Source organism: Chlorogloea sp. CCALA 695, assembly GCF_003003885.1.
In the GTDB taxonomy this organism is placed as follows: Bacteria; Cyanobacteriota; Cyanobacteriia; order Cyanobacteriales; family Chroococcidiopsidaceae; genus Aliterella.
Genome location: NZ_PVWN01000029.1, coordinates 1 through 20236 on the forward strand (window position 1 = coordinate 1; position 20236 = coordinate 20236).

Genomic DNA, 20236 nt, shown 5'->3' on the forward strand with positions numbered 1-20236 from the left:
TACCTAGATGACGGGGTCGCAGCAGCGCTGACAGATTGGTTGATTTGGCGAGGGAATGAGCCTGGAGCGCTATTTTATCCGACGCGCAAAGGTGGCTTTCTTGAGGCGCGGCGAATGACTGACCAGGCAGTGTTGGATATTTTGCAGTAGCGAGGCAAGGAGGTGAACCTTACATCGTTCTCACACCGCATGACTTTCGGCGTACATTTATTAGTAACTTGTTAGACAGAGGGGCAGATATTAGCACAGTGCAGAAGCTAGCAGGTCTTGCTATTCCTGTAACTACCGCGCGGTATGACAGGCGGGGAGAAGCGGCTAAACGACGTAAAGCGGCGAATCTGTTGCATACGCCTTACGTGCGATCATAGTGCTGATGTAAATTTAGGCATATTTCGGTTTTTGTTTCCAATGCTTGTTTCTACCCTAAATCAGTATTAAACGGTACTCTTAATTATGAAACTTAAATTTATTTTTTCTCTTTAATGTAATTCAATGAAAAATCAGAAAGCCGAGAAGTCGGTAAAGGAGTGGATATGATGGAAACCATTACAACCTTTGTCACGTTCAATATGCCGCCGGACGTAGTGGACAAGTTTAAGACGGAGTGGCTCAAGGATGCCGCGTTCATCGCTAGGCAGCCGGGACAGAAGGGCGGCGCGCTCTATAATCGCATTGGTGGCAATGAACAGGTGGAGTTCATCAATGTTGCACATTGGGAGAGCGAAGATGCCTTGAATGCAGCGCGAGATGCTGCCCTGATCGAGCGACAGAAGGAAGGACAGGATCAGGCTTCGCTGTTCAAGGATTTAGGCGTATCGGTGAGTGCTGAAAATTATGTAGTTGAGGTTCCATATTGAGTAGGGTAAATACTGCAAAACTATTGAGGGTTAAGGTGCTGGCGTGGGTAAACGCCAGGATTCATAATCTCTGCAACGGCTTCATCTGAAAGTTGGCTAAGTTCAGTCTGCAACTCTAAAGGCGTGAAATTAAAGCCTGCGTTATTAGCAATCTCTATACAACGGTTAAGATCGAGCGCGGCTTTAAGTTTTTCTCGAAGATTAGTATCTTGTTTTGCACTTGACAAAAATTCAGTAGCGCTTGTTTGAGACATAAGTTCCTCTGTGTTTAACTATCTAATTGTTTTCTTTAATGTTCAAGAGTTTAGCGATTGCTCTACACAGCCGATAAACAGTCCCGCAAGACTGTCTGGCTCTAATAAGTTATTAACAGTTTCAAATGCCTCCAAGTTGAATTGCACTAATCAAATGATTAGAACTCTTCTGAAATGACACAGTATTTACTCAACCAATACATCTACCGAACGAGGTACAGACGTATTAAAACTGCATTAATGATGGCGGCACTTTCGCGGGTACTCGAAGAAGCCTGGAAGCTGGGGCTGATGTCGGCGGAGGATTACCATCGGGCGATTGCTTCCAGCACTGCCGTAGGCAATCGCCATTGAACGTAAAACAGGACAAAGGTTATTGAAGGGTAGGGCTTTGAGTGTAGGAGAAGTGCAGGCTTTATTTCATGTTTGCGCCCAGGATAAATCTGTCAAGGGCAGCCGCGATGCAGCATTAATCACAGTGCTGTATGGAGCGGGTCTGCGGCGTTCTGAGGTGGTGACAATAAATTTGTCTGATTGGAATATAGTTGATGATTGTTTGACAGTGCGATCGCTTTTTGAAAGATATAGGGATTGAAAGTGACTCCCCAGATTTCGCCGTCGTCTACCATGCATTTGAGTTCGCCACTCGTGATTAAGCTGTGACGAGTGTAGTCAAGCCAGACCGATTGACCGTAGCTCTGGAGCAATTGTAAGGGATTGAGTTGAGTTTGGATTGCAGTCATCGTGATTTCTCCTAGGACGGTTCAAACATTGTGCTGAGTGGGGTGAATATTAATGCCACGGTTGCCACGATTTTTCTTGAATCTCAATGTCACCCGCTTTGACTTCCGATGCCCAACGGGTTTTTTCATCTTCCCGCCAGAACTTCAGATCAACGGTTGCATTCCCGATCGTTAGTTGGCGCAGCGTGATCTCAGGCAGCCATCCGGGAAGCTCTGGGTCAACATACAGTAGATGATTGGGCGCGTCGGCTTGCAGTCCGAGAATAGCTTGCAGTAAATGAAAGACCGAGCCTGCTGCCCAAGCTTGGGGAACATTCGCTTGAGCATACTGAATCGGAAATGCTCCTTTCTGTTGAGTAATGCCTGCATAGACTTCAGGAAGGCGATAGTTCTCAAAATAACTGCCCGCTTCAGAAATACCCCGCGCAATTTTAGCCGCTTCTGCTGAGAACCCGTAACGTTTGCAACCAAGAGCAATGATGCCATTATCGTGTGCCCAGATTGAGCAGAGATGGTAAGAGTGTGGATTGAAGCTGGGGTGATCCGTCGATAAGGTACGAATGCCCCAACCGCTCCACATCTCCGGTTCCATCAGTTGTTTGATCACACGGGCAGCATGGTCGGGGTGAGCAATTCCGCTCCACAAACAGTGACCTGGATTTGAGGCGATTGTGCGAACGGGTTGTTTATTGGCATCTAGGGCATAGGCATAGTATCCCAAGTCCTCACACCAGAAGTGTTGCTCGAAGCGATCGCGCAGATCGAGCGCTTTTTGCCGTAGTGAAACGGCGCGATCTGATTCTCCAAGCGCTGTAAAGACTTCTGACATTCGCATCCAGGCATCAAATACATAGCCCTGTAACTCACACAGTGCTATGGGTGCCTCAACTAACGAACCGTCCGGGTAAACGCTTGAATCACCTGAGTCTTTCCACCCTTGATTCTCAATACCCTGAGAAGAGCGGGTTTTGAATTCTTGAAATCCATCACCATCTAAATCTCCGTACTGGTCAACCCAGTCAAGGCAACGAATCGCAGTGTCCCGGTATTCTTGGAGCAACGCCAAGTCGCCTGTCCATTTCCAGGTTTCGTGCAGCAAAATCAGATAGAGCGGTGTCGCGTCTGCTGTGCCGTAGTAGGGGGTGTGAGGGATTCGATTGAAGTGAGCAAGTTCTCCGGTGCGGAGTTCGTGCAGTATCTTACCCGGTTCAGCATCGCGCCAATCGTCGAGTTCTGTGGCTTGATATTGAGCAAGTTTCTTTAGTGTGCCTAAAGCAAAGCTTGGACGCACCAACATATTTTGGAGACTAGCAATCAAACTATCGCGTCCGAAGATCGTGACAAACCACGGTACACCCGCCGCAGGTAGCCAGATGTCGGGAGCAAAATCGTGATCGTAAAGGCGCAATGCCCCCATATCTGTAAGGGATTGCTGATAGAGTCGATAAATCTCTTCCTGATCCGTTGTAACTTGAGTGGCAGTATCAAACCACTGTTGCTGCAACGCTTCCGTTTCAGGTGCAGGCTCATAACACTGCATTTGAGACAGGGAAATGCGATCGCTAGCAGTTTCCCCTTTGGGGTCAACGCTACCTAAGATTAAAACGTAGTCGCCACAGGAATGCCACGTTTCTTTGGCAGCTAGCTCAACCCAAAAGGTGAGGCGACCGTTGGCAATTTGTGGCGGTGAGGACGCATTTCGCACTCGGTAGAGAAAGCAGCGTTGAAAGTCGCTATTGGTGTAAGTGGTGCTTAGTTCGCAATCGCGTTTATTCCAATCAGTCTCAATGTGTCCGCGTCGAATATAGTGATGCGCTTTGACCTCAAAGATATCGGCAAAGTCTGATCGCAGTACAACTTCGAGATTAAACTTTACCGCAGTTAACCCGTGGTTGGTAATGTCAATGTCTTCGTGAATTCCAGCGTCCGCAACCCGGTTCAGCACTAACTCTAAAGTTCCTTGAGCGATCATACTATCTTCTGTTTCGATTACAGGATTGGTAAGATAGACACGCGAAGTAGCATAGCTAGTTGTACTTGAATTGAGTTGCGTCCAAGGTTGACCGTTGGCGAAAATTGCGTAGTAACTGACGAACCGTGTGTCTTCTGCAAATACCCCCAGTTCTCCCTCCGCCGTAATTTGTCCGTCTTGCTGCGTCACCATAAAGGTATTCCCTTGATTAATAGTCAAGACAGGCGGACCGACGCTTACACGAAAAGGCATACGCTTAACCTCAATTTTGTTGACATTTAAATACCAGCTTGTTTTTATCCGCTTGATTGATAGTGCTATCAATAAAATGTACTTCCCAATCGATTTGGTCAGCAGCATCGGCGGTCTGCTGCAAGCGATTGAGGATCTCCTGCCAGATGCCCTGGGAACGCCAACGATAGAATCGACTCGATATAGCAAGTAACCCATAACGAGCGGACAAATCGTCCCAGGGTCAGGGTGCGCCCGTGCGGTAAATCCACAAAATGCCGTTGATAATCGCTCAGTGGTCAGATGCAGGTCGCCCGCTACACGCTTTTATTGGCAGCAAGGGATAAAGTTTTTGCCATTGAGCATCATTTTAATCAATTCTTCTAACTATTAGTTAGAAGAACGCACTGAAGATGGATAACCAGCATTAGTTGTTGCCCGAATTAAAGCATCAATTGATACTTTGGTAGAGTCATAAACTACAACTGCTTCCTCTGAATTGAAAGTGACGATCACCTCTTGAACACCTAGCACTCTCATCAGATTAGTTCTAACGGTTACAGGGCAGGATGCACAGGTCATATTTTTGACTTCCAACACAACGCGCTTTGTCTGTATATTGCGTTGACTAGCCGCTACTCCAAAAACATAGGGAACGACATAGGGAAATGCAAGTAAGCCCAGAACGAAAGCTGTTGTTACAATTAAAACCTTTTTCATAATTTTCTCTCTCCGAGGATTAGCACAGAAACCGTCAGGTGAACAATTTTGAGGTTTGTGGTAGACGCGATAAAATGCAAATCCCAGAAGGACTAATGTGATGACAATGAAGAGCGGTCTGTAAGGCTCAAAGGCTTTAAAATTAATGACCCACGCACCACTAATCCCTAGCCCCACCAACAATAGGGGAACTACACAGCACATAGAAGCAACAATTGCAGCGAGGGAAGCACCAATAAGTTCCCATTGAGGCTTTTCTTTCATGTTAATCCTCGTTTACTTTGTTCAATCACTGCTCTAACATTGCCCAAACAGCAAGAACCTTGAGGATTATTCACCTCACAACCACAACGTTTGGCTTTTATATGAGCAGTAATTGCAGAGAGCGCCGTACTTGTACCAGTTTGTTCAATCTCTGCTCCAAGGCGCTGACGGCTCCAGTCAAAGCAGTAGCAAGTTAGAACCTGCTCACCAAAATCTTTTTGAAATACAGGAACTTTCAAATCTTCAGTCGTAAAGGTCTGACCAGTATGAGAAAAGTAAACTACTGAACAATTAGAACTGGGACAAAACTTATAGGTGATTTGAGCGTCTAACCGCTCTAACGCTGCCCCTATCAGTAGGCTTTTCAATGTGACAAGCTCAACAGGCTTTCCTTTAGTGCCGTCACGAGGGCAAACCTGCTGACGAGAAATGGCTGGAACTTTTTCAGTCACTTTATTTGAACTGCAACATTGACTCATAGCAAGATCGCTCCTTCAGAAAATAAACACTACTCGAAACGGCGGAAGTAAAGTCGGTCAATGATTGCGACGGCGGTAGCGTTGGTAGGAGATTATACTAACCACTACCATTACTACTAAGGCTGGAAGCAGCACATAATCGAGGTAGCCAACCAACGCCCCTAACGTAATTGCCAAAACAGGCGTAGCACAACATACCGCTATCAGTGCCGTGCCTGAAATGCTAGCCCACAGAGCCGTCTTTGGTTTCATGCTGATTCTCTCTTAAGACAATACAGGGAGTGGTTGCTCCGTAGCGACTAAGGTTATCCTCACAACGATGAAGCAGCTTGACCAGGTTACTTTTGAAAGTTTGCAACTGAGAGATTGTCTCTTGAATTTGCTCAACTTTGTGGAGCAATCGGTGGTAAACCTCTTTGCAAGGCAGCGATTGACTTTCTTGAAGCAACAAAATTTCCTTAATCTCGTCCAGATTTAACCCTAAAGCCTTAGCGCGAGTGATGAAAAATAGACGTTCTACATCATCTTCATCAAATAAGCGATAGCCTGACTCGGTTCGCTTTGGCTGAGGGATCAAGCCAATGCGTTCGTAGAAGTAGATTGTTTGAGGGTTAACACCGACTTTTCGAGACATTTCACCAACTTGCAGCATAGCTGTGTAGTCACTTAATCAACTATGCTCACCATAAACCTTATACCTATATATAATGTCAAGGGCTTACAACTCTAAGTTCGCCTTGTAGAGCCTCTAGACAGAGGGAAATCTAGCAAACCTTATACGTGCCTTTAAAACCAGAGATTGATTGACTCTTAAAGCCTAAACGCAATAAAAAGTAAGAACAGCATACTGCTCTGAGCCAGGAGGGATAAAAATAGCTGCTCAAGTCGAAGTTGTTTGCCCAGAAGGTAAGACGAATAATTATTCTCGGTAAATGGTTTGCCACTCTGAATAAGTATTGAAACTCGCTTGAAGTTTCGACAAGAAAAATCTAACTATGAAGCAGCCGCCTTCAAACAATCAGCTTTTATCTGGTTAGGGTTGGTGCTTGTCACTTGCTGTGCCTTGCCCCTTCTGCTTTTACTACTGAGCGGCGGCGGGTTGGGTGCTTGGGGGGGTTATTCTCACCCACAACCTCGTAGTAGTCCTTCAACTAGACAGCCTTAAGGATCGTGAAGCTCTTTCACAAGAACACTTTTAACAGTAACTATAACTATGAGATACAGAGGATGACCCAAAACTTCGATCTAATCGTCATTGGAACTGGAACAGCAGGCTCCGTTGCTGCCAAGCAGTGCCGTTCTGCGGGTTGGAATGTTGCCATCATTGATTGCCTACCTTTCGGTGGTACTTGTGCCTTGCGTGGCTGTGACCCTAAAAAAATGCTTGTCAGTGCTGAAGAAGTGATAGATTTTGCTGATCGTATGGCAAGCAATGGAATTGCCTTTAACGATCTTCACATTGATTGGTCTGCTTTAATGCGCTTCAAACGCAGCTTCACAAATCCCATTCCTGAAAAAAACGAAAAGCGATTTGCCGAGGCGGGTATTGCGACCTTTCACGGAACAGCAAGGTTTGTAGACCGGACAACTATCCAGGTGGGCGAGGAGACGCTTATGGGTCGGTACATTTTAATTGCGACCGGAGCTAACCCCGCCCCACTACATATTCCTGGAGAAGAATACTTGACGACCAGTACCCAGTTTTTGGAACTGGAACAAATCCCACAACGGCTCATCATGGTCGGCGGGGGCTATATTTCTATGGAATTTGCTCACATTAGCGCCCGTGCTGGTGTTCAAGTACAAATTTTGCATCGTGGTTCTCAACTTTTAGAGGGTTTTGACCCCGATCTAGTAAACCGCTTGATGCAAGCCACGCGGGATATTGGTATTGATGTTCGCTTGAATACTACTGTAAAGGCAATTGAAAAAGCTGCTGACCGATTGATTGCCCATACGGTTACAGCGCAGGGAGAAGAAAAGCTGGAAGCCGATCTAGTGGTACATGGTGCAGGTCGCGCTCCCGCTATTGATGGTCTAGATTTAGACAAAGCTGGGGTGAAGCGAGAGAGGCTTGGTATTTCGGTTAATGAGTATCTACAAAGTGTTTCTAATCCTGCGGTTTACGCAGCAGGGGATGCTTCAGCCAGTGGTAGTCCACCACTCACACCCGTCTCCAGTATGGAAGGTCATGTAGTGGCGAGTAATCTTTTAGAGGGAAATCATCAAACACCCGACTTTACTGAAATACCGAGCGTTGTGTTTACCATGCCCGCTTTGGCTTCTGTCGGGTTGCAAGAGAAACAAGCAACCGAACAGGGCAAAAAGTTCCGAGTGAACTATCAGGACACCTCTAGTTGGTATTCCTCACGTCGAGTGAATATGAAATACTCTAGTTACAAAGTGCTGATTGAGGAAGGTAGCAATCGGATACTTGGCGCTCATATTTTAGGAACTCATGTTGAGGAGTTAGTTAATATTTTTGCAATGGCAATTCGGTTTAACTTGCGGTCAGAGGATCTCAAAAAGATGATCTTTGCTTATCCGACGGCGGCTTCCGACATCGGCTACATGGTTTAAAGCAAGTAGTAATAAGATTCAGCCCATTATGTGTGGATGAATCTAACTTGTAGTAGATGAATTTGATAGAGAAATCAACAGAATTATGAAATTCGGCTCTTTCAATACTGTCAGAAGAATACTATTGGGTTATGAAATGATGAATATAGTTTCTCTATTCTTTAACTACTTTCGTAACACAACCAAAAGTAACGGCATTGGAATGGGAGCTTAGAATTCATGGCTCGGTGTCGGCTAGTAAGTTTAGAGACTATTTTTAACAGACCTTTACCTGTTTTCGCAATATAATTGGAGAGCCAAAGGGGAACGTGAATTATTTGCCTTTGCCAGTGTTTGCTTCAAGAGCGCTGTTTGCCACAGCAATTATTTGAGCATCTATTTTCTCTTTGCGTTCACTGTAGCGGTCAGTTAGGTAATCAACTTGCTCTCGTAGCAATAAGGTGAACTTGTAAAGTTCTTCCATCACGTCGATAATGCGATCGCTATAGGGAGAATCCTTCATCGTGCCGTCTTCATTGAACTCGTTTAAGCTTTAGCAACAGAAGACTGATTAGGAATTGTAAACATCCGCATCCAGCGCCCCAAAATCCGCAGCGTATTAACGGCGTTGAAAGACTGTGACCCGCCACTTACTTGCATCAAGGCTAAGGTTCTACCTTGAGTTGGTCTTACTGCTCCCATAGTGAGGGGAATCCAATCTATCTGGTTTTTTATGATTCCGGTGATATTGCCGTGCATCTCTGGGCTAGTCCACACCTGTCCTTCCGACCAAAGACTCAACTCTCTTTCTATAATTAATCCTGTCCCTTCAATGTCTTCGCAGCCTAACACTTTCATGCCTAGTAAGTTAAGAATTGCCCCTATAGGAAAATTCGTAGCGTTTGCCGGAAATTTATGTTTTGGTATTTTAATTATTGGAGCGTAAATTTAGTTTTTAAATTTGGTGAATTTCCCTTTTTCACCATAAAGCATGAGATACAAACAAGCTTATTTAGTGGCTATATGTCAAATCACCGAAATGTCGTTCAATCTTCTCGTTGGCTGAACTCACCCGAATTGAATGTGGCTATATTCTCATTTCTATTGTCTTTTCTTTGGGAAACTCAGCAAATGCCCTTTTACCGGGTTCCGCCTGAACTCTCCTGCTTCAATATGACCAGGAACTGCACTCTTGCTACAGTAGGAGATGTCGGGATTTCCCTTGTCTCCTTCTGGACAGTTGCAGCTATATCAAAGTCACGTCAATGGGTTCATCAACCAAGTCGGAGGCAAATAAGCATCTTTACACTTGTGGGAGTTGTTATTACAGTTGTTTTTGAAGTCTTGGCGACTGGACCGCTTGGTGTATGGGCATATGCCGAGTCCATGCCAACGCTTCCATTCTTGGGTATTGGACTAGTACCGTTATTTATGTGGTTGCTGATGCCACCCTTAACTATTTGGTTTGTCAAACGTCAACTTTGTTGATAGGTATCGTTAAAGTCAACTACTCATTACTTTCTTGGAGTACCAAGTATAGTATTACAACCGCACTTATCTGGTAGACTGTTTATTGGGTAGTTCGGATAGCTTCGCAGATGGTTTCCCATACTCCCTGTCGCCGCCAGCGATACAAGTAGGAAGATACGGTTTGCCAGCAAGGGAAGTGGCCTGGCAGCATCCGCCAGGAACAATGGTTGGCTTGCATATAGAAAAGGGCATTGAGAACTTGACGTAAATCAATTGTGCAAGGACGACCAACGGAATAAACTGGGATAACTCTATGTGCCGCCGCCCACTGGCGGTCGCTTAAAACAGTTGGATAGGTTATGCGCTTAAGTTCAGTGGTGATGGGTAGCGGTTGACTCGGTCGAGCGCGTTGTGCAGCGAGTCTGTAGTGGCACTGTCGGGAACGCTGTTGTTTTTGTCGCCGCCAGATTGACCAGTGCCAGACACTGAAGGGTGATTGGGAGGTGGAGAAAACTAGTCGCCATAGCAGCCGCTTGAGTTCCGGCAATGTCCACGGCAACAGTTTCAGTTCGTTACTGCCCCCTTTTGATCTCTCGTGACGAGAGTCTGGAAGCGAATAACGGATAGCACAGCGTGAGCTAACAACACCAGTGTGACGTGCCGATACCAAGCTTGCCAAGAACGCACCTCATAATGATCTAACCCTAGCTCGTTCTTAGTAATTTCAAAGCCCATCTCAATGCTCCAACGCGCCCCAGCTACTCGCACTGCTTCAGGCATAGAAGTGCTACTGGGGGCAAACACCATGAAGTAAGCCAGTTGTGGCTCTTCAGACAGCGAGCGGCGCGCCAATAACCAACGCCGCCAACTCCTGTGCTGTCCAGATACCAGTTGTATCTTTGCCCAGTCGTACTCGCGCGGTCCCTTGCTGCCTTGCCCACAACTGAGCCGTTGCCATGTTTCGGCTGGTAACTCGGCTATTACCTGTTTAACTGGTACTTGCACAGATCCAGTAGAACCATCGCTCCAAACTTTTTCATTACAAGCAACTGCTAGGACATAAGCTTGTTCATTCTCTTCTAACCACTCTCGTAAACGACGGTCATTGCCATAAACTGTGTCTGCCGTTACCCAAGCTAAATCCACTCCAGCCGCTCGCGCTCTCTCCAACATCATCTGTGCTATTTGCGGCTTGGTAGCAAACTCAACTGATTCTGGTACTCCAGCCGCTTCTCGGCACTGTTGGTCATTCACCCACTCTTTTGGCAGATATATTTCCCGATCTAGGAAAGCGAATCCTTTAGCTGTGGCATAGCCAAGAAATACCCCGATCTGGCAGTTCTCTACCCGACCAGCAGTGCCGGAATACTGACGTTTCACACCAACTGATTTATTCCCCTGCTTGAGAAAACCAGTTTCATCTAGCACACCGATTGCTGACGACGAGTCTCCTAAATTTTCCACAATATAGCTCTGCAAATCTTCGCGCACACCATTGGCATCCCATTTGGCAGAAGATAGCAGCCTCTGCATTCCATCTGGAGTCATTTCACCCATCAGTTCAGCCATTTGCCAGCCATTCTTGCGTTGGCAGTTACTTAACAGTCCTTTGAGGTACGCCAACACCCTCTGCCTTGGTTCAGCACGGGCAAAACGATGAGCAATACGTGTATGCACCTCTTCCAGTTGCGCTGCCCATGATTCAACCTCGACTTGGAAGATTTGAGCAGATTGAGCATCGACCTCTAGCACCTGAGATACCATAACGCTAATCCATTACTTTCTTTTCACCACCTACAGTCTACCAGATAAGTGCGGTTGTAATAATAGGGCGTGTCTGCAAACTATTTTATCCTAACTAAAGAAGAGTTAAAGAAATGAATTAAGCTGAAGGCGATTTGATGGAAGAGCAAAAGCTCTGATCTAGTTTCACCTACTAAAAGTGTCCGAATTTTTAAATAATTTCTAGTAATATTATGTAGTTAAAATTCTCTGATTCAAGTTTCAAAGTGACTTTTGAAAGTAGGGCAGTAGACGATAAGTTTTACTCTCCACCAAAATATAAATTCCTAATCCAATTAGTACGAAGGGAACTACACGATGACCATACCGGGTCAAAGTTGGAGTAATCGCTGGACGGCGGCTTAGCCAATAGGCAACGTAGCACCAAATACCGACTAACCCCAAAAAAACTATCACGATTATACTCAAACTGAACAAATTACTACTCGCAAATAGTGGAATGTAAATAGCGATGTTATCTCCTCCATTAGCAATTGTTACAGCGGCAACATGATAAATTTGAGGATGAAACAATTTAGTTAAAGCAGAAATTAAGGGCAAATGAAACTTTCCTGGACTAGAGGGGAGAGATACAGTTTGCACTTGAACCTTTGTCTTTTCTAACTGCCAGAACTGTCTAAGCCCAATTATTATGGGTAACAGTCCCAGTAAGCCAACCCAAGCTTTTGGCAGCAGCATTCCACCAAAGAATCCAGGTAGACTAACTGCAATTATGGCTACGAAGCCTATGTATTGGCCAAGGACAATATGCCGAGGACGAAAACGAGTGTTCCCTTGGGAGAAAAAGAGCATTAAGATAACAATGTCATCAATATTGGTGGCAGCGAAGGTGCTTACTCCAGCAGTTACCGCATTAATTAGGTTGTTCATTGTCCTGTTTAGTGAATGAGCATTAACTTTTCATTTAATCAATTTGACCTAAGCTAATACTCAAGTTTCAAGACAATAGTAGGAGTTATGACTGCTCACCTGTCCAAATATGTGAGGACGCACAAGATGACAACTAATTTACAAGTTGGCGAAGTCTTTAGTGACTTTGCACTGCCTAATCATCAAGGGGAATTGGTGCAATTATCTGAATTTACCCAACCTAGCTTATTAGACAATAAACTCGGATTTTTAGATGGTTATCCACTAATAGTAGTCTTTTATCGGGGTTTTTTCTGTCCGCGAGATCGCCAACAATTTTCGCAACTGGTACAGTTTCAACAAGAATTAATCGTTAATTACTGTCAGTTAGTTAGTATTAGTTGCGATCCGCCTTTAGTGCAAGCTGCTTTTCGTGCTGGGTTGGGGGCGCAATGGACTTTTTTAGCAGATGAGAAAAGAGAGCTTATTAACAAAATTAATATTCTAGATGAAACCGAAGGAGAGTATGCTGATCGCGCCCAACCTTATACTTTTGTCTTGCGACCGGATTTGACTATTTACAAAATTTATAATGGCTGGTTTTTTGTCGGGCGACCAACAATAGACGAATTGCGTCTCGATTTGCGTGCCATTATGCAAGCTAATTCTAACTACAGTTATGAGGCATACAATACACCCGCAGTTAAACAAATTCGCATTCCTCAACAAGAATGGGCTAATGGTACGCTACCATTGGGCGCAAACGGTCTACCAATCAGGCGGGGAATAGTACGCTCTTTTGACTTTAAAACTGGTAACGGTGTAATCGCGCCTTTGGATACAGAAGAAGATATATTTTTTAACTTTACTGCTATTCCTGGAGAGGGGTATCGCACTGTTAATCCTGGTACAAAGGTCGAGTTTGAAGTTGTTACAGGTAAATTTGGTCTAAGCGCTCGTAATGTGCAAATCCAGAACTAGAATGCAATCAATTAGCGGTTGTGAGTTAAAGAAGTGTGGGGTAGGTGGCAAGGTACTGCCAATTCCAGTTGTAAAACGTTAACTCCGCTCTCTCTGCTGCTGTTGTCTTGCTCCGACTATTGCACCAGATCCAGTTGAAGTAACTCACCGCTAACCGTACCGTCATCTCAGTTCGTCTCCACTCCTTGCTAAACTTCTTCTGCCGCCGATGAAATCGCCCTGTTTGCTGCCGCACTATACCGTTGGTACGCTCTAACCTCTGTGTCCGACTCTTTGTGATGTGATGCTCCACCACTGGCGGCAGCACCCATTCATAGCCTCCCCAGTCGTCTGTACTCCATTTCTGACAATCCGTTTTTCCCTCCGTACTATGCAGCAATCCCGCCAGCAGATTATCGGTGTGCTTGCCAACTTGTGCCGCTAAAATCAATTCACTCGCTTGAGCCAGACTTATTGCAATCCAGCAATCTCCTCGCTCGACTTCTTCAAAGGCACACTGTTTATGTTTTTTTGGACGAAAGACCACATCTCGTCCGTCACCACCTCATCGGTATCGACAGATTGGACCTCTTGATTATGCATCATCTGCCCCTTGATGGCGGTTCGCTGCACGAGACTTGCGACAGTGTTGAAGGAGCGTCCTGAGATGCGAGCAATGCCTCTGAGACTGCTACCTTCACTATGGGATTGTAGGATAGTGTGGACTTCTTCAGGACTGAGTTGGCTTCAATAGTAGAGGGTATCGAGGGTATCAGTAAAAGTATGGTGACATTTAGAGCATCTGAACCGTTGCTGGTCTTTGTGGGTGCGCCCATGTTTATGAGCTTTAAGATGACCGCAGAATCGGCATTGCATAGGCTGTGACGGCAATCAGGATAATTGCTATCATTCTACCCCACACTTCTTTAACTCACAACCGATTTTCTACTGTTTGGTTGTTTCAGATTCTGCACAGCACTTCGTTGCAGCTTTGCTACCTTTGCGCCTACCAGTTTGAGGGCAAAGCAGCCGATGATCTTGAACACTACCGTTAAAAGAAAGTAACTGTAACTACTGCTGTATACTAATTTCAGTACCGGAAGCTCTGCTCATTAAACAATGTAGCACTCGACATTTACCCCAAGAAGGCGCGTTGCACAAACCAGAACAAGCCAACAGCTATTATGCAAGCAGATACTAAGCGCCGAAAAGTTAACTCCCATGAATACCTGTGCAAATTACGCAGTAGAAAGAAGGCGCTCGCAACAATAACAACCTGTCCAATTTCTACACCAACGTTAAAGCTAACCAGTGATAGAGCTAAATTAGACTGGGGTATATTAATTCCCTTGAGAATTCCAGCAAAACCAAGCCCGTGAATTAGCCCAAAACAAAAGGTGAGTAGCCAGCGCCATTGTAAATTTTTCTGCCAGAGATTCTCAGATGCTACATAAATAATCGTTAAAGCAATCGCACTTTCTACTAACCGAACCGGAAGAGTTACAATATTGAGTACCGCTAATGCCAATGCCACAGAGTGAGAGAGAGTGAAGGCAGTTACTACTTTGAATAAATAACTCAGTCCGTTGCCCATAATTAGCAGACTGAGCAAAAACACAATATGATCATAACCTGTGAGAATGTGTTCGATTCCCAGTAACATAAAGCTCCATGTCTGCTGCCAGACTGAATCGTGAATTAGGGAAAACCTCCGATTTTCTGGCGTAAATACAAAAGTTTGCGATTCTCCGGCTTGCAAAATCGTAGCGAGACAACGGGCAGTGGACACTCCTGGTAAAAATAAATCGTAATTGATTGTTAGTCCTGGCGTTGGCAGAGACCAAGTATAAGTTAGTAACAGAGTGCTGTGGCTACTTGCATTACCTTGGATAGTTAGCGGTAAGATGGCTGTTTCAGAAGGTTTAATTGTCAGAGCGCCTCTATTACCTTTACCATCAGTGAGACGGAGGTTATCACCCAAAAAAGCTTTAAGTTCTGCTTGATGAGTGTGAAATTCAACCTCTGACAGCTGACTATCATGATTATCATCTGCTAAAGCTATTAACCCAGTAGGAATCGTAAGTGTAATCTGGGTTTGTGTCTTACCTATTACAATTTCAGCAACTGCTAGGTCAGCCCAGTGAGCAAAGCTTGGGGTGGCAAAGACAATTGCAAGTAACAAGGCCCCCAAAAACGAAATCATATCAAGCTTGTGTCTACACCATTTAGCATTCATTAGTTCACCTTTAGTATCTTAATTTCAGCCCAATATCTAACCCTTGCTGTACCTGCTTGTCAAACATGGGATTAGCTTGTTGAGCCTCGACCATTCCTATCTGGGGCGCTCTGGTCAAGTTAAACAACAAATTATAGATATGGCGATGAATGGCAGTGGAATTCGCTACACCGCAAAGGTATTGCATATTAGTCTTAGCACAGTTATTAAGGAATTAAAAAAAAAGTGACTTACCTTCAACAAGTAAATTTATCAGTATTAAAACAACTAAAATCAGAATTGGTTGAAGTAGATATTTATTTAGTTGAACAACCAAAAGAAAAAGTATCTTCTGAAATTAATGAAATGTGGAGTTACGTAGAGAAAAAGAGTAATCCTCGTTGGTTGTGGCACGCAATCGATCATCAGACTGAACTTGTTTTGGCTTATGTATTTGGTCAGCGCAAGGATGAATTTTTTCTAGAGTTGAAAAAATTGCTACAGCCGTTCGGTATTAGGCGTTTTTACACTGATAATTGGGGAGCTTACTCACGCCATTTAGAAAAGCAAAAACATATTGTTGGTAAACAAAACACACAGAGAATAGAAAGTAAGCATATAATTTTACGAACCCGGATTAAACATTTAGCACGCAAAACAATCTCTTTTCTCGCTCAGAGAAGATGCATGACTTGGTGATTGGCTTATTTATTAATCGCCATGAATTTGGCTTGAAAATTTAAGCTCAATAAACAAATCTATAACATCACCAAAATTGGCTTTTAGCAGAAGGTGGTTTTCTACATATCGGCGCACCGGAAGATTTGGTTTTAAGTGGCGCATTTACTGAAGTTTTCCATAGCAAAGGTGTGAAATTTGATGTATTTACTGGTGAGTTTCACCTCCACACACCCATTCGTAGCGAAGTTAGTCTTGATTACTTGAATTGATTGCTAACCCATGTATATGAGTAGTTTCCCGCCAGTTTTTAGCAGCAAGGGTCAAGGTAAGAGCTAAACTAGGATCAGTTACTGACTTCTCCGGATTAACAGCAGTTAGTGGTTGCACAAGACTTGCTACCCGATTGTTAGCAGGAACTTGATTAAAACGGGCAAACCATATTCCTGTACCTGCAACTAAGGTAGTAAAGAAGGCTGTGGGTAAAGCGTAGTTAAGTATCCTGCTAGTACCACTTTTTTTAGAAGTTCGATTGTTTGAATTTAGTTTGTTCATTTTATTTTCTAAAAAAGTTACCCCTGCTATACCGCATGGCATTAGAGCAGGGGTAATTAAAACCTTATTTAGAGGTTATCCATCATGCTCGGCATATTATTCATCCCTGGGGCATTTCATTCGTCATTTCAGGTCTTTTGTTTGTCATTTCAGGCTTTTTATTCATCATAGATTTGCAACAGGCGCATTCCATCGGCTTCATCTGTGGTGTAGTCGGATTTACTGGCGTTGTTCTTTGGCTAAGTAGTTTTTGAACCACTTCTGCCCTAGCTGAAGTGCTGGAAGCTTGATTTGATGTTGCCGGACCGTTGTGGGTATTAGCTAAAGTCGGGCTACTGGCTAGAACTGCTAATGTTAAACCAGCTATAGAACCGCTCAATAATGTTTTTACCCGTGTAGTAATGCTCATTTTCCTTTTCTCTCTTGTGGAAGTTTGCTCGTTCTTGAGGAACTGATACTATGCTAAACCCTCAAGTTAGCTAGAGAGTCAAGGGGATACTCGCAGTATTTATCTAAATAGCTTTATAAGACCCATAACTTTATAGTTTACTATAGAGTTATGGGTCTTATAAAGTAGGCGGCAAATAGTTTATGGTGCAAAAGATGTATTCAGTATTATCCCAGAATGGGCTGCTCAAGATCGGAGAATTAGCAGAGCAAGCGGATGTAGCGGTAGGAACTGTACGCTATTACGAAACCTTAATGTTACTTGAACCCGCATATAGAGGTGAAAATGGCTATCGCTATTATGCTCCTGATGCCGTTAAACGTTTAAAGTTTATTAGAAAAGCCCAATCCCTTCAGTTTTCTTTATCAGAAATTCAACAAGTATTAGGTATCCGCGAACAGGGTAAGGCTGCCTGTCCAATTGTTCAAGATTTACTGAATCAGAAAATTAGTTTTCTGGAAAAGCAAATTTATCGAATGAAAACACTTAAGGCTGAATTAGAAGCGTATCGAGAACATTGGGCAGAACGACCTCTTGACGATCCTCATAGTCAGGAACTTTGCAGTTTGATTGAACAAGTTGCTGACAATCACCTGGCTACTTAGTTTTATGCTTAAGGTCATATCTGATGAGAAAGACGTAGGAAGGAAGTGAGAAGAACCGAGGTCGAACGACCTGTAGACTCGTAAGTGTTTTCGCTGACTTCCGTGGCATTGACTTTGATTGGCTTGGAGCAAAAAGCTTTATTCAAGTTGAACGCATTAGTATCCGTTCTGGAAGACCATATCGGCAAACTAACTATTACATTAGCTCTCTAGTTTCACAAGCAATGACTTTTGCTGAGAGGATTCGATAGCAGTGGGGAATTGAAGATTGCTTTCACTAGGCTCCTGAATGTGATTTTTGGTGAAGATACTGCGCTGTTCACTAACTATAATGCTGCTACCAATTGGTCTATTCTCCGCAATATTGCCATCAATCTTGCTCGGCTTGGTGGTTATGATTCTCTGACCAAGGCGGAACGATTTCTTGCCCATGATACTGACAAGCTGTTTTTACTTCTAGAATAAATTATCCCTGGGGTTATTACTCCCCGCACCTCTCTTACAGAACCGTACGTGCCGTAGGGTAGGCGACCAACGAGTTACCATTGATGGCACTTTTCCAATCACCCCCCTCTAAACGACGCATGACCGTTTCCGTATCACGTCGCTTTCCAGTAATCTCAACGCGAAAGGGCTTTGCCGTCATAAGCTAACAGACACTCAATTTGCATGAGCCAAGAGCTAAAGCCTATGCTGTACGATTTTAAAATTGTAATTTGAATATCCATCAGCTTAGCGCCCATACTGAATTTTGTGATGACATTCTAGGCAAACCACTAGCGTTTCGCGGCGACGTGCAGCCATCTTTTTCATCCAATCTGGACGGTCTGATTTTCCTTTTCGCTCCAGGTCTGAAAGCTTGCGGATGTGGTGGACTTCGATATTGTCTGTTGCTCCGCAAAGTTCGCATTCTTGGGCAAGAAGACGGTCAATCACCTCACTACGTTTGCTCCAATTCGACTATGACGAACGTCATCATCGAGTGCGACCCATTTATTCCAACGCAAAGGCACTGCCCCAAAGTGGGCTTCAAGTGACTTTTTCGAGTCCCGCTTTACTATCACTTGCAGTACCTTGTAAGTACCTTTTGAGGCATTCCCGTTTCATCGCCTCACTGTAGCCTTGGGGCGGTGCATAGACATCAATAAATTGCCGACCACGATTGACGCAAATGTGATTTTGAATACCCTTTCTTGATTCCATTTTTACGGATATGTGTTGAGTGGCACTCAGGACATTCCATGCTAATCTACCCTATTCATACCTCCATTATGCAACGCCATTTTGACGTGTAAATAGTTTTTAATGTAGGGACGCATCTATACGCCCCCCCAAATCATTTTTACCCTTTCTTTTGCTTGCTAGAATCAGCGACGCGCAAAGACTCTACCAATTGAGCAAAAGCAGTCTGTAATTGCGCTCCGGGGTCTGTGGCTACCCATCCTTGATTAGTTAGCTGTCTAACTTCAAAGTGCAGGTGAGCGCCTGTAGAATTGCCCGTACTACCTACACGCCCGATTACTGTACCTTGTTCTACAACTTGACCAGGTTGCACAAATATTTCTGATAAGTGAGCGTAAAGGGTTTGTTGACCAAACTTTTGATGATCTAAAACCACCGCTAAACCATAACCGCCCATGAGGTCTGCGATCGCTACATTACCACTGTAAGCCGTAATAACAGGCGTACCCATACCTGCACCGAAGTCTGTACCCGCATGAAAGCGACGATCTCCGGTAATGGGATGAATCCTCCAGCCAAACAACGATGTAATTGCTGTAGGTATGGGGAGCGGAAACATCATGTTTGTATTGTCATTACCTAGCATTCCTGTAGGCCTAATTGTGCGGTTGTAGAAGCTACTAACAGGTATTTTGGGTAAGGTTACGACATTTTTAAAAGCCTTTTGTCTATTTATAGGTGATCGCCCAGAGTTTGTACTTATTCTGTTGATAGGCGATCGCCCAGAGTTTGTATAGCGGATTCTACTTGTTGTATTAGCTTCGACGGGAAGCATTGCAGTTGTAACTACGGCACGACTATTGTTTACCCAACTGGCGTTTGGTTGAGGTTTTTGAGGTGTAGATAGCCGAAGGGAATTACCTCTAGTTGTAATTATGGTCTGAGACTGGGATTTACGGCTAGGAAAGCGCTGAGAAAAAATAACTTTACTAGGGGCTTCGTAAGTGTTGGTAGCGCCCGTACTGTAATCGGTAGGATCGATAAATGCGCCGTTATAGTCTTGAGTTTTTTGAGCAACAGGTTTACGCGATGGTGCTACATAGGTAGCTACTCTAGGCTGCGGTACGGCTTGTTGGCGGACAACTTTAGCTTCGGGTTTAACCAACCTACGTTGTAACCTTTGCAATCTATCTGACGATGGTTGCGGCGCAACTTCCACAGTAGGTAAGGGAACAAGATTATCGGAGGCGCTTTCAGTTTGAGCAAATACCTGATTGCAGCTAAAAATACTAACAACACCTATCCAATTAAGGCTCTTAATCAGTAGCGACTTTTGGCGTACAGGCTTGCGGCGATCATTGTGCTGATTCATTTTCCCCCTAAAGTATTGCT

General features: G+C 44.3%; 27 protein-coding genes and 4 pseudogenes. 12 read left to right on the forward strand and 19 right to left on the reverse strand.

What is annotated here, in order from left to right; all coding sequences use genetic code 11:
- Nucleotides 1–164: 164 nt before the first annotated feature.
- Both C7B70_RS28780 and C7B70_RS14995 read left to right on the forward strand, forming a co-directional pair.
- A pseudogene (locus C7B70_RS28780) lies at nt 165–368 on the forward strand (tyrosine-type recombinase/integrase); the annotation flags it as partial.
- Nucleotides 369–533: 165 nt separating this feature from the next.
- Entirely contained in the window at nt 534–857 is a 324-nt protein-coding gene (locus tag C7B70_RS14995) for an antibiotic biosynthesis monooxygenase (protein WP_106369833.1), read from the forward strand.
- A gap of 20 nt (nt 858–877) precedes the next feature.
- Here the strand turns inward: C7B70_RS14995 and C7B70_RS15000 are convergent, their stop codons facing one another.
- Complete coding sequence (locus C7B70_RS15000) at nt 878–1111, reverse strand: Nif11-like leader peptide family natural product precursor (RefSeq protein ID WP_106369834.1); 234 nt, start codon at nt 1109–1111, stop codon at nt 878–880.
- Nucleotides 1112–1285: 174 nt separating this feature from the next.
- On the opposite strand from C7B70_RS15000, the gene C7B70_RS25975 reads away from it, so the two are divergent.
- Complete coding sequence (locus C7B70_RS25975; protein ID WP_146134061.1) at nt 1286–1465, forward strand: hypothetical protein; 180 nt, start codon at nt 1286–1288, stop codon at nt 1463–1465.
- 52 nt (nt 1466–1517) lie between these two features.
- Entirely contained in the window at nt 1518–1706 is a 189-nt protein-coding gene (locus C7B70_RS28785) for a hypothetical protein (protein ID WP_369831879.1), read from the forward strand.
- A 197-nt stretch (nt 1707–1903) separates the two neighbouring features.
- On the opposite strand, the gene C7B70_RS15010 is transcribed toward C7B70_RS28785, so the two are convergent.
- The 6 genes from C7B70_RS15010 to C7B70_RS15030 all read right to left on the reverse strand — a co-directional run bounded on the left by C7B70_RS15010 (nt 1904) and on the right by C7B70_RS15030 (nt 6154).
- Nucleotides 1904–4078 (reverse strand): glycogen debranching N-terminal domain-containing protein, encoded by a 2175-nt coding sequence (locus tag C7B70_RS15010; protein WP_106369873.1) that lies wholly within the window; start codon nt 4076–4078, stop codon nt 1904–1906.
- Nucleotides 4079–4088: 10 nt separating this feature from the next.
- Entirely contained in the window at nt 4089–4289 is a 201-nt protein-coding gene (locus C7B70_RS25980) for a hypothetical protein (RefSeq protein WP_146134062.1), read from the reverse strand.
- Nucleotides 4290–4447: 158 nt separating this feature from the next.
- Nucleotides 4448–5041, reverse strand: a complete 594-nt coding sequence (locus tag C7B70_RS28790; protein ID WP_106369836.1) for a mercuric transporter MerT family protein — start codon at nt 5039–5041, stop codon at nt 4448–4450.
- Nucleotides 5038–5493, reverse strand: a complete 456-nt coding sequence (locus C7B70_RS15020; RefSeq protein ID WP_199192283.1) for a (2Fe-2S)-binding protein — start codon at nt 5491–5493, stop codon at nt 5038–5040. Before C7B70_RS15020 ends, C7B70_RS28790 begins: the two co-directional genes overlap by 4 nt.
- Before the next feature lie 84 nt (nt 5494–5577).
- On the reverse strand, nt 5578–5772 hold the full coding sequence (merF, locus tag C7B70_RS15025; protein WP_106369838.1) for a mercury resistance system transport protein MerF: 195 nt from the start codon (nt 5770–5772) through the stop codon (nt 5578–5580).
- On the reverse strand, nt 5744–6154 hold the full coding sequence (locus tag C7B70_RS15030) for a heavy metal-responsive transcriptional regulator (RefSeq protein WP_233220949.1): 411 nt from the start codon (nt 6152–6154) through the stop codon (nt 5744–5746). Before C7B70_RS15030 ends, merF begins: the two co-directional genes overlap by 29 nt.
- Nucleotides 6155–6487: 333 nt before the next feature.
- On the opposite strand from C7B70_RS15030, the gene C7B70_RS25985 reads away from it, so the two are divergent.
- Both C7B70_RS25985 and C7B70_RS15035 read left to right on the forward strand, forming a co-directional pair.
- Nucleotides 6488–6685 (forward strand): hypothetical protein, encoded by a 198-nt coding sequence (locus C7B70_RS25985; protein ID WP_146134063.1) that lies wholly within the window; start codon nt 6488–6490, stop codon nt 6683–6685.
- 62 nt (nt 6686–6747) lie between these two features.
- On the forward strand, nt 6748–8100 hold the full coding sequence (locus C7B70_RS15035) for an NAD(P)/FAD-dependent oxidoreductase (protein ID WP_106369840.1): 1353 nt from the start codon (nt 6748–6750) through the stop codon (nt 8098–8100).
- A gap of 313 nt (nt 8101–8413) precedes the next feature.
- Here C7B70_RS15035 and C7B70_RS15040 read toward each other — a convergent pair.
- Nucleotides 8414–8886 (reverse strand): annotated as a pseudogene (locus C7B70_RS15040) (NAD(P)H-dependent oxidoreductase); the annotation flags it as partial.
- Nucleotides 8887–9252: 366 nt separating this feature from the next.
- Here C7B70_RS15040 and C7B70_RS15045 point away from each other — a divergent pair.
- Entirely contained in the window at nt 9253–9567 is a 315-nt protein-coding gene (locus C7B70_RS15045; protein WP_233220950.1) for a hypothetical protein, read from the forward strand.
- Nucleotides 9568–9649: 82 nt separating this feature from the next.
- Here C7B70_RS15045 and C7B70_RS15050 read toward each other — a convergent pair whose 3' ends face one another.
- The 3 genes from C7B70_RS15050 to C7B70_RS15060 form a co-directional block, all read right to left on the reverse strand.
- Nucleotides 9650–10108 (reverse strand): transposase, encoded by a 459-nt coding sequence (locus tag C7B70_RS15050; RefSeq protein WP_146134064.1) that lies wholly within the window; start codon nt 10106–10108, stop codon nt 9650–9652.
- Nucleotides 10109–10113: 5 nt separating this feature from the next.
- Nucleotides 10114–11313, reverse strand: a complete 1200-nt coding sequence (locus tag C7B70_RS15055) for an IS701 family transposase (protein WP_233220951.1) — start codon at nt 11311–11313, stop codon at nt 10114–10116.
- Between the two features lie 240 nt (nt 11314–11553).
- Entirely contained in the window at nt 11554–12222 is a 669-nt protein-coding gene (locus C7B70_RS15060; RefSeq protein ID WP_106369842.1) for a cadmium resistance transporter, read from the reverse strand.
- 126 nt (nt 12223–12348) lie between these two features.
- Between C7B70_RS15060 and C7B70_RS15065 the strand changes: the two genes are divergently transcribed.
- Entirely contained in the window at nt 12349–13182 is an 834-nt protein-coding gene (locus tag C7B70_RS15065; RefSeq protein ID WP_106369843.1) for a redoxin domain-containing protein, read from the forward strand.
- A gap of 25 nt (nt 13183–13207) precedes the next feature.
- Here C7B70_RS15065 and C7B70_RS15070 read toward each other — a convergent pair.
- The 3 genes and pseudogenes from C7B70_RS15070 to C7B70_RS28795 all read right to left on the reverse strand — a co-directional run bounded on the left by C7B70_RS15070 (nt 13208) and on the right by C7B70_RS28795 (nt 15584).
- Nucleotides 13208–14037 (reverse strand): annotated as a pseudogene (locus tag C7B70_RS15070) (IS1 family transposase).
- Nucleotides 14038–14296: 259 nt separating this feature from the next.
- A complete protein-coding gene (locus tag C7B70_RS15075) occupies nt 14297–15397 on the reverse strand; it encodes a HupE/UreJ family protein (protein ID WP_106369844.1) in 1101 nt (366 codons plus the stop codon).
- A gap of 10 nt (nt 15398–15407) precedes the next feature.
- Complete coding sequence (locus C7B70_RS28795; protein ID WP_369831881.1) at nt 15408–15584, reverse strand: hypothetical protein; 177 nt, start codon at nt 15582–15584, stop codon at nt 15408–15410.
- On the opposite strand from C7B70_RS28795, the gene C7B70_RS27825 reads away from it, so the two are divergent.
- Both C7B70_RS27825 and C7B70_RS15085 read left to right on the forward strand, forming a co-directional pair.
- Entirely contained in the window at nt 15543–15626 is an 84-nt protein-coding gene (locus C7B70_RS27825; RefSeq protein ID WP_369831880.1) for an IS1-like element transposase, read from the forward strand. The genes C7B70_RS28795 and C7B70_RS27825 overlap by 42 nt on opposite strands.
- A complete protein-coding gene (locus tag C7B70_RS15085; RefSeq protein WP_106369846.1) occupies nt 15623–16075 on the forward strand; it encodes an IS1 family transposase in 453 nt (150 codons plus the stop codon). Before C7B70_RS27825 ends, C7B70_RS15085 begins: the two co-directional genes overlap by 4 nt.
- A 228-nt stretch (nt 16076–16303) precedes the next feature.
- Here C7B70_RS15085 and C7B70_RS15095 read toward each other — a convergent pair whose 3' ends face one another.
- Together C7B70_RS15095 and C7B70_RS15100 are read right to left on the reverse strand one after the other, a co-directional pair.
- Nucleotides 16304–16609 carry a hypothetical protein gene (locus C7B70_RS15095; protein WP_146134066.1) on the reverse strand — a complete coding sequence of 102 codons (306 nt, stop codon included), beginning with the start codon at nt 16607–16609 and terminating at the stop codon, nt 16304–16306.
- A 100-nt stretch (nt 16610–16709) separates the two neighbouring features.
- Entirely contained in the window at nt 16710–17018 is a 309-nt protein-coding gene (locus C7B70_RS15100) for a hypothetical protein (RefSeq protein ID WP_106369848.1), read from the reverse strand.
- Nucleotides 17019–17212: 194 nt separating this feature from the next.
- Here C7B70_RS15100 and C7B70_RS15105 point away from each other — a divergent pair, with 194 nt between their 5' ends.
- Complete coding sequence (locus tag C7B70_RS15105) at nt 17213–17662, forward strand: heavy metal-responsive transcriptional regulator (protein ID WP_199192289.1); 450 nt, start codon at nt 17213–17215, stop codon at nt 17660–17662.
- A gap of 291 nt (nt 17663–17953) precedes the next feature.
- Complete coding sequence (locus C7B70_RS26390; RefSeq protein WP_233220952.1) at nt 17954–18127, forward strand: hypothetical protein; 174 nt, start codon at nt 17954–17956, stop codon at nt 18125–18127.
- 267 nt (nt 18128–18394) lie between these two features.
- Here the strand turns inward: C7B70_RS26390 and C7B70_RS25990 are convergent, their stop codons facing one another.
- The 3 genes and pseudogenes from C7B70_RS25990 to C7B70_RS15120 form a co-directional block, all read right to left on the reverse strand.
- The gene (locus tag C7B70_RS25990; protein ID WP_146134067.1) at nt 18395–18598 is read right to left on the reverse strand and encodes a hypothetical protein; all 204 of its coding nucleotides are present in this window, start codon (nt 18596–18598) and stop codon (nt 18395–18397) included.
- Between the two features lie 135 nt (nt 18599–18733).
- Nucleotides 18734–18905 (reverse strand): annotated as a pseudogene (locus tag C7B70_RS15115) (IS1 family transposase); the annotation flags it as partial.
- 99 nt (nt 18906–19004) lie between these two features.
- A complete protein-coding gene (locus tag C7B70_RS15120; RefSeq protein WP_106369851.1) occupies nt 19005–20216 on the reverse strand; it encodes a M23 family metallopeptidase in 1212 nt (403 codons plus the stop codon).
- Between the last annotated feature and the right edge of the window lie 20 nt (nt 20217–20236).